Source organism: Micromonospora sp. NPDC000668 (assembly GCF_042897975.1).
Lineage (GTDB): Bacteria > Actinomycetota > Actinomycetes > Mycobacteriales > Micromonosporaceae > Micromonospora.
In genome coordinates this window covers 95,698-109,533 of record NZ_JBIAYP010000010.1, presented here as the reverse complement: position 1 = coordinate 109,533, position 13,836 = coordinate 95,698, and the positions used below count along the sequence as shown (strand labels likewise).

Annotated in this window: 11 protein-coding genes; 2 read left to right on the top strand and 9 right to left on the bottom strand. The window is 68.1% G+C overall.

Features of this window, described 5'->3' with window-relative positions; genetic code table 11:
• The first annotated feature begins 130 nt into the window (after nucleotides 1-130).
• Nucleotides 131-1,411 (top strand): hypothetical protein, encoded by a 1,281-nt coding sequence (locus tag ACFY29_RS34615; RefSeq protein WP_386992950.1) that lies wholly within the window; start codon nucleotides 131-133, stop codon nucleotides 1,409-1,411.
• 30 nt (nucleotides 1,412-1,441) lie between these two features.
• On the opposite strand, the gene ACFY29_RS34610 is transcribed toward ACFY29_RS34615, so the two are convergent.
• The 9 genes from ACFY29_RS34610 to ACFY29_RS34570 all read right to left on the bottom strand — a co-directional run bounded on the left by ACFY29_RS34610 (nucleotide 1,442) and on the right by ACFY29_RS34570 (nucleotide 12,883).
• Nucleotides 1,442-3,475, bottom strand: a complete 2,034-nt coding sequence (locus ACFY29_RS34610) for a hypothetical protein (protein WP_386992948.1) — start codon at nucleotides 3,473-3,475, stop codon at nucleotides 1,442-1,444.
• A 109-nt stretch (nucleotides 3,476-3,584) separates the two neighbouring features.
• The gene (locus ACFY29_RS34605; RefSeq protein ID WP_386992946.1) at nucleotides 3,585-4,454 is read right to left on the bottom strand and encodes a glycosyltransferase family 2 protein; all 870 of its coding nucleotides are present in this window, start codon (nucleotides 4,452-4,454) and stop codon (nucleotides 3,585-3,587) included.
• Entirely contained in the window at nucleotides 4,454-5,365 is a 912-nt protein-coding gene (locus ACFY29_RS34600) for a glycosyltransferase family 2 protein (RefSeq protein WP_386992944.1), read from the bottom strand. Before ACFY29_RS34600 ends, ACFY29_RS34605 begins: the two co-directional genes overlap by 1 nt.
• Complete coding sequence (locus ACFY29_RS34595) at nucleotides 5,353-6,822, bottom strand: hypothetical protein (protein ID WP_386992942.1); 1,470 nt, start codon at nucleotides 6,820-6,822, stop codon at nucleotides 5,353-5,355. Before ACFY29_RS34595 ends, ACFY29_RS34600 begins: the two co-directional genes overlap by 13 nt.
• A complete protein-coding gene (locus ACFY29_RS34590) occupies nucleotides 6,819-7,913 on the bottom strand; it encodes a glycosyltransferase family 4 protein (RefSeq protein ID WP_386992940.1) in 1,095 nt (364 codons plus the stop codon). Before ACFY29_RS34590 ends, ACFY29_RS34595 begins: the two co-directional genes overlap by 4 nt.
• A complete protein-coding gene (locus ACFY29_RS34585; RefSeq protein WP_386992938.1) occupies nucleotides 7,910-8,761 on the bottom strand; it encodes a glycosyltransferase family 2 protein in 852 nt (283 codons plus the stop codon). The genes ACFY29_RS34590 and ACFY29_RS34585 overlap by 4 nt, the downstream gene beginning before the upstream one ends.
• A gap of 1 nt (nucleotide 8,762) precedes the next feature.
• The gene (locus ACFY29_RS34580) at nucleotides 8,763-9,953 is read right to left on the bottom strand and encodes a hypothetical protein (RefSeq protein WP_386992936.1); all 1,191 of its coding nucleotides are present in this window, start codon (nucleotides 9,951-9,953) and stop codon (nucleotides 8,763-8,765) included.
• A 225-nt stretch (nucleotides 9,954-10,178) separates the two neighbouring features.
• Nucleotides 10,179-11,483 carry a sugar transferase gene (locus ACFY29_RS34575; protein ID WP_386992934.1) on the bottom strand — a complete coding sequence of 435 codons (1,305 nt, stop codon included), beginning with the start codon at nucleotides 11,481-11,483 and terminating at the stop codon, nucleotides 10,179-10,181.
• Nucleotides 11,484-11,815: 332 nt separating this feature from the next.
• Complete coding sequence (locus ACFY29_RS34570) at nucleotides 11,816-12,883, bottom strand: LCP family protein (RefSeq protein ID WP_386992931.1); 1,068 nt, start codon at nucleotides 12,881-12,883, stop codon at nucleotides 11,816-11,818.
• A 119-nt stretch (nucleotides 12,884-13,002) separates the two neighbouring features.
• Here ACFY29_RS34570 and ACFY29_RS34565 point away from each other — a divergent pair, with 119 nt between their 5' ends.
• Entirely contained in the window at nucleotides 13,003-13,836 is an 834-nt protein-coding gene (locus ACFY29_RS34565) for a class I SAM-dependent methyltransferase (RefSeq protein WP_386992929.1), read from the top strand.

Here is a 13,836-nt window from a genome sequence, read left to right as displayed (position 1 = left end):
TTAAAACTTTCAGACGGCAAGGGTTCGCATGAACCACTCGTTCTACCGACCTGTCGTTCGGCCGACCGGCGGGACGCTGAGTTGGCACAGGCTCTGTAGGATCCGCACGGCGGTTGAGCGGAGGAGTGGCATGCAGCCGGAGAGCCCGTACAGGTACACCCATTTGTTGGGCGCGTGCCAGGTTGGTAAGGCCTGGGCGGCAGTGGACGGGCAGGGGCAGTTCGCCACCGTGGCCGTGTTGGACGGGGTCGCCGCGTCCGACCAGCGCTGGCGCGAAGCCTTCGGCACCGCGGCCAACGCGCTGGCGCAGGCCGCCGGCGGTCACCAGTACGCCGCCGCCGACCTGTCGGCCGCCCACCCCTGGGTGGCCTACCGGGCCGAGCAGGGGCACGCCCCGCAGCGGCTCTTCCAGAGCCTCGGCATGGACTACCAGCCGGTGCCCGACGTGCCGGTCTCGGCTCCGCCCTCGTCGGCTCCGCCCTCGTCGGCGCCTCCGGTGTCCGGCGTGCCGCAGCAGGCCAGCGGCCCCCCGCAGTCGCAGGCGCCCGAGCTGGTGTCGGAGATGCCGCAGCTTCCGTGGGCGGTGCACATGAGCCCCGTCTCCGGGCAGCCAGTGTCGGCGTCCCCGCAGCCGGTCTCTGCGGCGCCGGCCTCGCCCGCACCGCCGCCGGTCTCCGCCGCACCGCAGTCCCCGGCGTACACCCCCAGTGTCGCACCGGTCCCGTCGTTCGATCCGCTCTCGTCCTCCGGTGGGCGGCGGATCGCCCCGGTGGCGCGACCGCAGCGCAGTCGAACGGGGCTGTGGGTCGGCGCCATCATCCTGACCGCCGTGTTGGCCGGCGGTGCCGGACTCCTCGGGGGCGGCGCCCTCAGCGGCGACGCGAAGCCCGCGAGTCAGCCGTCGGCCAGCCCACCCGCGCCGCTGTTCGAGAAGACCCAGTACGCCCTGAACAAGGCGAAGTTCGACCCCGATCTGGTGCCGCTCGCCGAGCCTTGGCTCGGCCGGATGGGCGATTGCGCGTCCGACCGAGAGGCCGCCGGTCCGAAGCTGCCGAAGGACGAAAAACGGCACGTCTTCTGCCGGTACGGCAACGTGTCCGTCCACTTCGCGCTCTTCGAGTCCACGACGACGAAGGACGCCGCGCGCGCCTACCGTGAGCAGCTCGCCTTCGTCGCCGGCACCCTGTCACCGGGTATCAGGCAGGGGGCGCGAACCACTGGTGGAGCCAGCGGGGCCACGGGCAGCTACGTGGAGTACGCCGGCGATCCCGGCGACGGGCGGCCCGTCATGTGCGGCATCTGGTGGGACCGTGACGACCGGCTGGGCTCGGTGTATTTCGAGACCCCGTGTGATGCCGGGATCGGCGGCAACTGGGACGCGCTACGGGACCTGTGGCATCGGAACAGCTGAACGTCGGTGGGCGCCGGAGTTCGGGCAGGCCTACCAGAACTCGTAGATGAGGAACGTGGCTTCCGGATAGCGGATCGTGTCGCGCAGTTTTAGGCACGACTCGTTGATCTCGGTGCCCGTCACGAGGTACTTGACGCGATGCTGCCGGAGAAAGGGGCCGCAAGGCTCGGTGTTGACCCGGAAGTGATCCGCCCCTGTGAGGGTGAAGGTGGTCGTTGACATGACGGCGGGATTCCGGTCGAACGTGAACCAGACGTGCGCGTAGCGGTTGTAGACGAAATCCTGCTGGCCCTGCTCGTCGGCGGTCCGCCACAGTTGGGACTGCGGGTACGCGTAGACGCCGGACAGTGACGGAGCACCGTTCATGTAGGCGAAGTTCTGGATGATGCCCACCTCGGCGGCCCAGACGGCATCCGGATCTTCAGCGGTCATGGCTCGGATGGACCGGGACAGCGGCGTCTGGGTCAAGGTCGTCGTGCCACGGTAGAGCGGATGGATGAAGGCCGTCATGGCGACCGAGACGGCCAGTAGGACCGATGTGGCCCAGGCGAAGCGGCGTCGCAGTGCCAGATAGGCGACCAACGGCACGGGAACGAGCGACAGGGCGAAGCCGCCGAGGTGCAGGTAGCCGGGAAAGGTCCGCACCACGTGCAGGCTGAGCAAGGTCTGGACGAGCAGCAGTGCGAGCGTGTAGCCGATGATGGCGGTGCGGCCTGGCAGAGCCGACCGTTGGTCGTGAAGCCGCCGGACGAACAGCACCAGCCCGATGAAATTGAGCAGGCCGATGCCGATGAGCAGCCTCGTATGCGGCACCCGATCCAGAAACAGAAGCCTGCCGAAGGCGCTCAGATGGGGCACGAACAGCCAGGCGAGTGCTCCCAGGAATGCAAGGTTGACGAGCAGTAGCGGCCAGTCGACGATGCGTCTGGTTCGGTGCGTCTGGTACAGCAGGTAGAGGGACGGTGCGATCAGGTATGGGAGCATGAGCAGGAAATTGGAGTTCTCGCTCTGATTGGTCAGCCCCTTTTCCGGAAGGCTGTATTTCGCTGCTGAGCTGCTCGACTCCAGGCCCAGGCTGGTGTGCCCGGAAAACAGGTGGGCCAGGTCGAAGCCGCCGCTTCGGGTGAGGCGTTGGCCCGGGTAGGCGGTCTGCAGGACCGTGTTGATGACATCCAGACGGGTGGCGACGAATAAGCCGATCAGGATGCCTGCGACCACGAGCGACGCTGCGGCGAAGACCAACTGGCGTAGCCGGGCAGTGCGCGGTGCGCCGTACCGCTCGACAAGGTGACCCACACAGAATATGGCCAGCGCCAGGGCGCAGGGAATCTGGAAAGGCGGATAGAGGATCAGCGCGAAACAGGTGAGCAGGTACGCCAGAAGTACTGCCCAGGCAATGGTGGTGAGCAGCCGTTTCGAACGCAGCAGCAGAACGAAGACCGTGGCGATGAACAGCGCGTAGTACAGCGGCGCGAGCGTGTTGTACTGGTACCACCACTGCACGAACGGGCTGAAGAAGAGTGTCAACGAGAGCCCGGCGGCAAGCCAGTACTGGCCCGGTATCAGGACCAACACGAAGCAGTAGCCACTCAGGATGAGCAGCAGCGCAATCAGCCACCACTTGAGTGCGAAGGCGTAGTCGAGCGGGAGCACCAGGAATGCGAGGTTGTGCGGCTTGAAGGCCGTCGACCATTCCTTGTATGGCACATCCACGACCACGGAGACGTCCGCGCCCTGCCCGATGTTCGGGTTGATCCGGGGATAGCCGGCGGCGTCCTGCGCGATGGTCAGCTGAGTGTTGACGATCCACTCATCCGACCGGATCAGCTGCGGCTCGTTGAGCAGCAGGTTCGCGTCCGGCTGCGAACCGTACAGCATGGACTGGTAGACGCCCATCGACGAGCCGCTTATCTGCAGGACGGTCAGCAGCGTCAGGAGGACGGCGAGTAGGGCCGGAAAGAACCAGATGCCGCGGACGAAGGTCCAGCCGAACCGCGCGAGCCGGGAGCGGGCGTCCGATGGGCCCGCGGACATGGCCTGACCATCGGCGGTGATCACTGCCACGCGAGCCCCTCTCGTCATCGCCCGTCAGAGTCCTGGCCGCGGCCAGCGGCCTTCGCCGACCTCGCCCAGCGCGAAGCCGTCCACAGCGCCCGAGCGAGGAATCGGGCGGCTACGTCGTCGCCCGCTGCCCTGGCGCGGCCACGGGCCCGCCCGTGCTGTCGTCCACGGCGGGCACCGGCGAGCCGACCAGGCGCGCCGCCTGCCGGTGCCGGCGCGGCGCCGGCGGCAGCCCGGTCAGGAACTCCGGAAACATGCCGAAGAACGTCCGGGCGCTGCGCAGCTCCAGTGTGTGCGCTCGTGACCACCGGAACGAGTTCGTCGCGCGGCCCCAGTGGTGTGTCCATCGGACATCACCGAGCAGGGCGACCGGGAACCCGTTGCGCCAGGCGCGCAGACCGAGTTCGTGGTCCTCGTAATAGAGGAAGAATTGCTCGTTCCAGCCGCCCAGCTCGATGAAGTCCGTGGTCCGTGCGGCGACTGCGGCGCCCATGACCCAGGCCACCCAGACCGCTGTGCCAGGATCGGCCGTCAACCGGTATGAGGCGTGCAACCGGGACAACGGCCAGAGCTTTCGGTTGCCCAGCTTTGCGGTGGCGTAGGGAAAGCCGCGGCCGTTGGGCTGGGGAATCCCGTCCGAGGCTAGCAGTTGCGGCGCTGCCAGGCCGCCGTGCGCGTCGAGGTGGCGCTGCAGCACGTCGAACCCGTCGGTGGGGCTGATCTCGAGGTCCGGGTTGGCGAACAGGACGTACTCGCCCGCCGCCTGGCGTAGCCCGACGTTGTTGGCTCTGGAGAAGCCGACATTCTCCGGCAGCCGGATGACCTGCGCGCCCAACTCCTCCGCGACCGCGACCGAATCGTCGGAGGAACAGTTGTCCACGACGATCCACTCGTACGGCTTGGCCTCGCCACGCCAGCACTTGCGCAGCGTCTCCGCCGAGTTGTAGGTGACCGTCACGACACTCCAGCGACGTCCTGTCATCACGTTCTCCGAACTGTCAGGTAGCTGAACAAGGTGGCAAAGCCGAACCGCTTGCCCTGCCATTGGCGGCGGGCGCTCGGCCCTCCACGCAGGCCCTCGCCCACGCCACGGAGGAACGGCCGCAGCAGACCCTGACGCACACGGCGGACAGCCAGCCCGAGGTGCGCCAGGGCCAGCACCGGAATCGCGACGAGCATCAGTGGCCAGGTGAAGGTGCGGGCCGCAACCAGGAGCCGGTTGCGGGCCAGCAGAAAGGCGCGGAACGCCTGAAGTTTGTGATCACCCTCGACGCTGTGGCCGCCCGCATGCGGCAGCACCAGCTCCGACCGGCGTGTGTGTACGCCAGACGCGTAGAGGCGGAACGCCAGGTCGGCGTCCTCACCCCAGGCGAACAGGTGCTCGTAGAACCCGCCGAACCGACGGAACAGGTCGGTCGGGAACACGGCGGCGCCACCCGACGGACCCAGCGGTCCGCGTGCCGCTGTGGCGGGCCGATCGATGAACAGCGAGATCGGGTTCAGGTCGATGCCGACGTACTCGCCGCCGTGCATCGCCAGACCGACCGCGATCGGTGTTCCGGGAGCCTCGGCCACGGCGGCACAGATCTTCGCGAGCGCGTCCTCGGGCAGCCACACATCCGGATTGAGCAGGAGGACGTGGCTCGTCGTCGTGTTCGCCACCGCCCGGTTGCAACCCGTCGCGAAACCGGGATTCGACGGGTCGGGCAGGTACTCGTAGCGGTCATCGGCCAGGCAGTCGGCGATGACCTTCTGGCAGCCGTCCTCCGGCGAGTTGTCGGCGAAGAGGAATCGCACCGGAAGACCGTCGGCACTTCGTACCCAGGTCGGCAGCGTTTCGGCGAGCATGCTGGCGGACCGGTAGAGCACCGTGACGATTGTTAGCGTTTCCATGTCGGCATCACCAGCTTGGGCCAGGCCGGCATCGCCAGCTTGGAACGATTGCTCACCAGGTAGAACACGACGATTCCGGGCACCAGAGACAGCCAGAACGGCTGGATGACCGGGTAGTACTCGTAGACCCCGAAGGTGGCGTAGTAGATGAGGAAGGCGCGCCCGAGATGGTGTGCTGGGCTGTGGGTGTCGCTCAGTCGACGTTCGGCGAAGCCGACGATGAGCCCGGTCAGGGCCAGAACCAGTCCCGCGCCGACCGGCCCGAAGTCCATCAGGGGCACCGCCACGAAAGTCGCGGTGTTCATGTAGAACGGCTGACTGAGCCCGCCGGTGATCTTGTAAAGGTCGACCGGCCCGAGGAGCCGCTCTCCGACAGAACCGGTGAAGGTCAACGAGTAGCGACCCCAAGCCGGGTCGTACTCCTCCCGGTGCTCCCAGAGTCGACCGAACGTCTCTACCGACGAACTGAGCGAAAGGTCAAGGGACCCCACGCTCGTATAGATCGGATTGCCACCGTACTGAGCCCGAAACTGGTCCTCGAACGTGCCGGTGCCGGCCAGGGTGCGCTGCCCGCCGAGGTAGACCGCACCGCCCACCACGCCGAGGCCGACCAGGACCACGACCAGCGCCGCGACCTGGCGCTGTTTGGCACTCATGCCGCCCGACTCGCGCCGCGTGGAGAGTGCGGCGACAAGCGCCGGGACGATCCCGACCAGCACCGAGTTCTTGCTGGCTCCGAGCGCTGCCCCGAACGTGAAGACCAGGACCAGGAGCAGGTACCGCCAGCGGGTCTCGGCCTTGCCGTTCAGCACCCGAAGGAGAGAGATCGCCATGCCGAGCGTCCACGCCTCGGCGAGCAGACCTACGACGATGTTCGACCTGAGGCCCAGTTCCGCCCGGGCGACGTCCGGGTTGTCGGCGAAGAGCGGAGGCAACTCACCCCGGAACTTCAGTGCGGCTCCGATGATCGCGATGAGCAGCACGACCAGCAGGAAAGCTGTCAGGCGGCGGTCCGACGGCCACTGCAACGTGGGTCGGGTCGACCGGGTCGCGCCGCCGAAGGAGGAGCCGGAGAGCCGGTCATGGCCCGCTGGCTGAATCCACCACAGTGGCGGAGCCTTCGGTGGCTCCGCCGCGGCGTTCGGCCGGCCGCGGCCGGCCAGCCGTCGACCGACATACCAGGCGGCGAGGAAGCAGGCAACGAAGACCCCGAGCACCGGGATGGCGTTGCGGCCCGCCGGGGAGTCGTATGGCCCCGGAACCGTGATCACGGCGAGGAATACGAGCGACCACGCGGCGGAACAGACCGCGAGCCACATGGCGGACCGCGCCGCGATGAGCGCGATGGCGGCGAACGCCGCCACCACCCCTGCTGCCGGGTTGACCAGGAAGATCGGTACGACGACGGCGACCGCGGCGACCCAGAGCCCGATGGTCAGGTACTTCTGGAAGATCATTCTGGGTTCCTCGTCAGGAGTGACCGGTAGAGGCTCTGCCACCGCTCCACGCACCGATCGAAGGCGTACTCCTTCGCGTACCAGTCCGCAATGGTGCGTCGCTGCTCCGCGGTCGTCGCCCCGACGGCCTGGCGGATGGCGGAGGCGATCGACGTAGGTGTGAGGTCGCTCTGGAATGCCAGCGTTCCGGCTGCGTGCTGGGTGACCTCGGCCAAGCCTCCCGCACCCGAGTGGACCACCGGTACGCCCAGGGACATCGCCTCGAGGGCGCTCAGGCCGAAGGCCTCGACCCGGGACGGCACGACGAGGCAATCGATCTGGCGTAGGAAATCGGCGGCGTTGACCCGGCCGACGAGTTCCAGGTTCGGTCGGGGATCCAGGGCCAGCGCCCCGCTACCGGCGATCTTGAAATCGGTGTCCGCCATGAGCGACGCGACGTCGGGTATCAGGTCGACGCCCTTCTCAGGCTCCACCCGGCCCAGATATCCCACCACGATCCGACGGGACGGGTCCGGCATCCGCGGCGGTGCCGAAACGGGCCAGGCCGCCGGGAGGGGATTGGGGATCAGATGGACGTTCTCGACATGGCCACGGTTGCGCAGCTCGTCGGCCTCGAACTGCGACACGGCCACGCTCGCGTGCGGACGCAGGCGACGCATGACGAGGTCGAGCGTGATGTTGGACTGGATGCTGGCCTTCCGCTTCAACGATGGCGCCGTGTCGCGGAACTGCCACAGGCTGGTGTGCATGGTGACCACCAGGGGTGTACCACGGCGTTCGGTGGCCAGGGCGGCCCGAGAGTGCATCGCCGCGGACAGTAGGTGAGCACACACCACGTCCGGCTTGACCTCGTTGACGAGACGCCGAAGCGAACGGGCGTACCCCAGGTCGACCCGACTTGTCGCGCTGAGATTGACCCACGGGACTCCGGATTCCCGGAGGGAGGCACCCACCTCGTCGTCGGAGGTGGCGGCGATGACGTCGACGTTGGTCCGCGCATGCGCGGGGATGATCTCCGTCAAGATCCGCTCCGCGCCACCGAACTGGCGCCGGCCGGACCCGCCCGTGGTACAGACGAACAACACCTTCATCGGGCACGTAGTCCTTCGACAGCGCCCCGTGCGATCGCCCGCCGCACCGGATTCGGCCCGACGGCCGCCCGCAGCAGCACCCCCACCACAAATGCGGCGCTGGCGATCTGGCCCCGCCTGCCGGCCATCTGCCGGGTGGCACGGATGAACTCACGCGTCCGACGCTGGGAGATCTCTTCCTCGGTCCAGCGCCGCTTGGCGGTGACGTCGTCCTCGTGCATGATCACCGCGTCGGGCAGGTACGCCAGGCGCAGGCCCCGCTGCTGCACCGCCCAGCACAGGCGCATGTCCTCGCCGTAGAAGAAGGATGTTTCGTCGACGCCACCGATCGCATCGAGGGTGCTTCGCCGCAGCGCCACGAACGGCCCGGTCAGCCAGTCCGCCTTCGCCGGCTCGGCGATGATCCGCAGGTTCGGCAGGACCATGCTCAGACCGGTGGCGTGGGCAAGCCCGACAGGCACGCTCAGGAAGCGACCACCCTCCGTCTGGGCAACGCCCGACGGGGTGACGACACCCGGGAAAGCTGCCCCCACCGCAGGATCGTCGAGTGCCTGCAGCAGGCGCTCAACGGTGCCCTCGTGCACGATGATGTCGTTGTTCGACAGGATGACGTTCGTCCTGGTGGTGTGCCGGACACCCAGGTTCATCCCCCTGGCGTAACCCAGGTTGGAGCCGGACTGGACGTAGCGGACGCCCTGCTGAGCGCAGAACTCGCTCAGCGCCTGCCGGATGTCCTCCGAGCTTCCGTTGTCGACGACGACGATTTCCGTCTCGCGGGGCAACGACAGTACGCAGGCACGCGTGCGGTCGTAGTCCTCCCACGCGAGGACCACAATCGAGACATCCAACTCATACCGTCCCAGGACTTCGCGGCTGCGACTTTCGCAAGCTCGTACGAGAGATGAAGGCGTGTACGCCGTAGGCGAGCGATGAGGCCAGCGCCGCTCCGATCACGCCAGCCCAGGGAATGACCCCGAAGTAGGCGGTTATCGCGACGGCCAGTGTGATGACCGCCGCGACCGTCGTCGCCTTTTCGCCGCGCATCTTCAACAGCAGGGAGCTCCAGGTCTTGCCGGCTGCGGCGGCCAGCGTCCCCGGCAGGAGGCAGAGCCCCACGATCCAGGCATGCCGGTACTCCGGCTGCAGGAAGCCCAACACGGCCAGTGCGGCCACGGCGGCCAGGGCCACCGGAAGCGCCGCCCTGACAACAGGTGCGGCCCGGTGTGACCTTGCGTCGACGTCCCGCTCGGCGAGGATCCGTTGAGCGCGAACCACGGCACCGGCCTGCGCGAACTCCAACGCCGCGACCGCGAGGGTGTAGACGCCGAGTGGTCCGGCCCCGACGAACCTGGCCACCAGAATCTGGTTGAACCGCAATGTCATCATCTGCGCGAAGATCCCGGTGTGCAGATTTCCGGCCGCGAGCAGGTCGGAGCGGTAGTCCAGAGCCCGGGCCGTGGGCGCCGGCGCGGGCCCGACGCGCCGGACCATTCCCAGCACCAGGACGCACACGGCGAGAGCGCTGACCCACTGGACGGCGAGCCAGACCACGCTCCACAGACCGCCGTCGAGGTGCCCGGCGGCGTAGAGGGCGAGGTAACCGCCGACTAGGATCGCCCCACTCACCGCACGCATCGCGTAGACGGCCATGAAGCTCTTCTGCCGCAGCGCGATCGACGAGACCGTGTTGAAGATGGTCAGACCCGCCGCGGACCCCACAGCGATCACGTAGCTACCGAGGCCGGCAACCGCGATGAGCAACGCGGCGGCGACAGCGGAGAGGATGATCGAGGCCCCCAACAGGGCGAGGACCCACGGACGGCCCCGGGAGAAGACCCAGCCGGCCGGGCGGGACAGCAGGAACGTGTCCAGCGACAGACCACCGATGGCGGCGCCCAGCGTGGCGCCCACCATGTTCGCGGAGAGTTCGCCACGCTCCGCCGGGGGCAGCGCCACCGACAGGACCGCCGCCAGGCCGGTGAGGCCCAGGGCGCCGATGAAGAGACGTTCGGGTGCGAGGAGCCGCCGGAGCAGATGCACCGCGCGACGGCCGGGGGGTGGTGTCGCGTCAGAGCCCGGCGACGGCCGAGCAGCATTGACCAGCGACACGCCGTTTCGCCCCCCACATTTGCGACACGTGCAGTACGACGAGTCGTACGCCGCTGGTGATTTCTACCGGATGGCCGCTTCACCTGCAATCGCCCGAGCGGTTCTACCCGCAGGCACCGAATCTCGTCCGTGGCAACCGAATGGCCGGCGGCTTGGTCAGCGGCCCCCGGCGCGGAAGACTTCCGCGACCGTACGGAGCACGACCTTGACGTCCAACCACAGCGACCAGTTCTCGATGTAGTAGTTGTCGAACCGCGCCCGGTCGGAGATCGGGGTGTCGCCGCGCAGGCCGCTGACCTGGGCGAGACCGGTGAGCCCGACGGGTACGCGGTGGCGCGCCGCGTAGTTCGGGTACTCGGCGGAGAACTTCTCCACGAAGTAGGGCCGCTCCGGCCGCGGCCCGACGACGCTCATGTCGCCGCGCAGGATGTTCCACAGCTGGGGCAGCTCGTCCAGCGAGGTCCGACGCATGAACCGGCCGATCGGCCCGACCCGCCGGTCGTGCGCGATGGACCAGTTGGTCTGCGACTCCTGCTCGTTCACCGGACGCATCGACCGGAACTTGATGACCTCGAACGGCTTGCCGTACCGGCCGATCCGCTCCTGATAGAAGAAGATGCCCCGGCCCCCGTCGATGAACGTGGCGATGGTGCAGAGCAGCAGCACGGGGCTCAGCAGGATCAGTGCGACAGCGGCGAACAGCATGTCGGACGCCCGCTTGATGGCCCACCGCGGACCGGTCAGCGAGATGTCGCCGATCTTGACGATCGGGAACGCGCCGATGTGGTCCGGGTAACCACTGTGCGAACGGGAACCCCACAGGCGCGACACCGCCCAGAGGTCACAGTGGGAGCTGCGGGGACGTAGCAGGGTCTCCATGAGCGTGGACTCGTCGCAGTCCGGGTCGGCGATGACCAGGACCTCGCACTCCAGCAACCGCACAAGGTGGTCGAGGTCGGACAGCGTGCCGCTCAACGGAAGCACCCCGGTGCCCTCGCGGGACGGAGCGTCGACGCAGCCGACGAACCGCAGACCGTACTGCGGGTAGCGGCGCAGCAACCGGGCGAGTTCGACACCGATCGGCCCACCGCCGACGATGATCGCGTTGTGCTCCGCCCACCGACGCTTGCGGGACAGGACGGTGAACGCCCTGCTGGCCGCGCGCCCGAGGATCACGAGCGCCGCCGACAGCGCGACACCCCGCATGAACCCGCCCACGTACGTCACCGAGGAGTGGCGCTCCGCCGCGATGATGGCCACCACTGCGGCGGAGGCGAGCAGTCGCCCACCGAGGCTCGGCAGTTCGTCCAGAATGCTCACGTGACGGCGGGGTCGGTAGAGACCGCCGACCGCGAAGAAGGCCACCGTCAGGACGGCGTTGGCCAGGGTCCCGCGCCAGTAGTTCTGCGTCAGCAGCAGCGGAGCGACCAGCGCGACGGCGTCGACGGGCGCGACCATCATCCACGCCCGCAGCCACCGGGTCCGCGACGAGGTGCTGGACCTGGCGTACGGCAGGACGGCGGTGGTGCTGAGACCGGCCGCCTCTGTCTGGGCCTCCGACTCCCGGGCTTGAGGGACGGGTGGAGCATCGTAGTGACGGGGCGGCCCGTCGCCCGGAAGGTCGAAGTGCCCTTCGCCTATCTGAGGCGTGGGCGAATGGCTCGTCGCCGATTGGCCTGACACGTGTGGACCTCCCCGTGAACGCCCTCGGTCACATGCCACGACCAGAAGGGCGACCGAACTTTACGATCGGTAGGGGCGCCGCGCCATGGCCGGCAAGCCAGTTCCTTGTCCTACTTTGCGGCGGACAGAATCTCCGGCACGTTGTCGTTGCGCACCGCGTTGAACACCCGCGTCGCCTTTTCCTTGTCGGCGAGGACGACGCTCTCGCTGCCGATCTGACCCGTGCCCTTCGTGGGGCAGGTGAGGAACGTCAGGTTGCCGCTGCGCAGTTCGCGAAGCTCGGCCGCGAGGTCCAGCAGGTTCAGGGACTTGTCCACCGCCACCGCGTCCGCCGTCGCCTTGACGAAGGAGTTCAGCTTGGCCGGGTTGGCGAGCGTCCCGCCCGACGCCGCCTTGTCCAGGATCGCCTTGATCACCTGCTGCTGGTGGCGGATCCGGGCGAAGTCGCCATCGGCGAAGGCGTGGCGTTCGCGTGCGTAGTCGAGCGCCGCTGCCCCGTCCATCTTCTGCGGGCCGGCGTTGAACGTCCGGCTGCCGTTGAGCGCGTACAGCGTGGTGAAGCCCTTCTCCACGTCCACGTTGATGCCACCGAGCGCGTCGACGATCTCCTTGAATCCTCCGAAGTCGACCATCGTCACGTGGTCGACGCGGACGCCGGTGAACTTCTCGACGGTCTGCACCATCAACGGAACGCCACCCCACGCGAACGATGCGTTGATCTTCGCGTCCCGGCCACCCCGCCCCTGCGGGGACTTTGGCACGTTCACCCAGGTGTCCCGGGGGATCGAGATGAGCTGCGCGCTCGACCGGTCCTTCGGGAGGTGGGCCAGGATGATCGTGTCGGTGCGGGAGCCGGAGTCGTTCTCCGGGTCACGCGAGTCACTGCCGAGAATCATGATGTTCATGGCGCCCTTGGCGGTCTCGACCACCTGCGGGCGCTCGGCCTCCGGCACCTCCCCAAAGGCGTCGACTCGCTCGATCCCGGAGTTGATCGAGCGGAAGTAGAGCCCTCCGGCGACCATGCCGGCACCGCCGAGCAATGCCAGGACCACGAAGGTGATCAGTACGACCTTGCGCCACCGGCGACGCCGCGGAGGCGCCTCCTCGGTCGGCTCCGGTGGCGACTGCGCCTCAATGAGCTGAGTCTCGGGCTCCGCGAACTCCTGGCGATACTGCATGGTCGCGATGCTACTAATTGCTGCTCCAGCGCCGTACCCCCCGTCCGTGCCATACGGGTCTATTTCCGGACCGAAAATTTCTTCGACCATCGGTCACGTGAACCTGGTATGAAGCTGCCGTGGACGCCACTCAGTTGCGCCGAGCCATCGCCCGCACTCCCCTCGCACCCGTCGCTGCCTTCCCCAAGCGGCTTGCCCGGGTCGCCCGCCACGACGCCAAGGTGCTCCGCATCTCGGCCCGGTGGCTGGTCACCTCTCGGGAGCACCACAACTACACGTACGAGCTGACCAAGCTCAGCCGCCACCACCTGTCCTGGTTCGTCAGCGTGGTCTGCGACCGGCCCGTCAAGGAGGTCCGCGGGTGGCTCGACGAGATCGAGTCAGACCACGCGCTGCGCCAGCACATCGAGCAGGCCACCGCCGCTGCCTCCCGCCGTGGCCTGGCGGACAAGCAGGTCCACTACGCCCGGCGGATCGGCTGGTACGCGATCGTGCGGGCCACCCGCCCCGCACACGTGGTGGAGACCGGCGTCGACAAGGGGTTGGGCAGTTGCGTCCTGGCTGCCGCCCTGCTGCGTAACGCGCAGGAGGGTCATCCGGGCCGGGTCACCTCGCTGGACATCAACCCGGAGGCTGGCTACCTGGCCGCCAGCCCGCCCTGGTCCGACGTGGTCGACCTGGTGATCGGCGACTCGATCGCCTCGATCGGGGCGCTGGACCGCCCGGTCGACCTGTTCCTGCACGACAGCGACCACAGCCGGGCCCACGAGAAGCGCGAGTTCGACGCGGTGGAGCCGAAGCTCGCCCCCGGCGCGATCCTGCTCACCGACAACGTCACCAGCACCAACGTGCTCGCCGAGCACGCCGAGCGCACCGGGCGGCGGTTCCTCGCCTACCGGGAGAGCCCCGCCAACCACTGGTACCCGGGCGACGGCATCGGCGTGGCATGGTAG

Excerpts from the sequence above, each read along its gene's own strand:
- ACFY29_RS34605 (WP_386992946.1), bottom strand. The coding sequence starts at position 4,454 with ATGACAGGACGTCGCTGGAGTGTCGTGACGGTCACCTACAACTCGGCG.
- ACFY29_RS34575 (WP_386992934.1), bottom strand. The coding sequence starts at position 11,483 with ATGATGGTCGCGCCCGTCGACGCCGTCGCGCTGGTCGCTCCGCTGCTG.
- ACFY29_RS34590 (WP_386992940.1), bottom strand. The coding sequence starts at position 7,913 with ATGAAGGTGTTGTTCGTCTGTACCACGGGCGGGTCCGGCCGGCGCCAG.
- ACFY29_RS34615 (WP_386992950.1), top strand. The coding sequence starts at position 131 with ATGCAGCCGGAGAGCCCGTACAGGTACACCCATTTGTTGGGCGCGTGC.
- ACFY29_RS34595 (WP_386992942.1), bottom strand. The coding sequence starts at position 6,822 with ATGATCTTCCAGAAGTACCTGACCATCGGGCTCTGGGTCGCCGCGGTC.
- ACFY29_RS34570 (WP_386992931.1), bottom strand. The coding sequence starts at position 12,883 with ATGCAGTATCGCCAGGAGTTCGCGGAGCCCGAGACTCAGCTCATTGAG.
- ACFY29_RS34600 (WP_386992944.1), bottom strand. The coding sequence starts at position 5,365 with ATGGAAACGCTAACAATCGTCACGGTGCTCTACCGGTCCGCCAGCATG.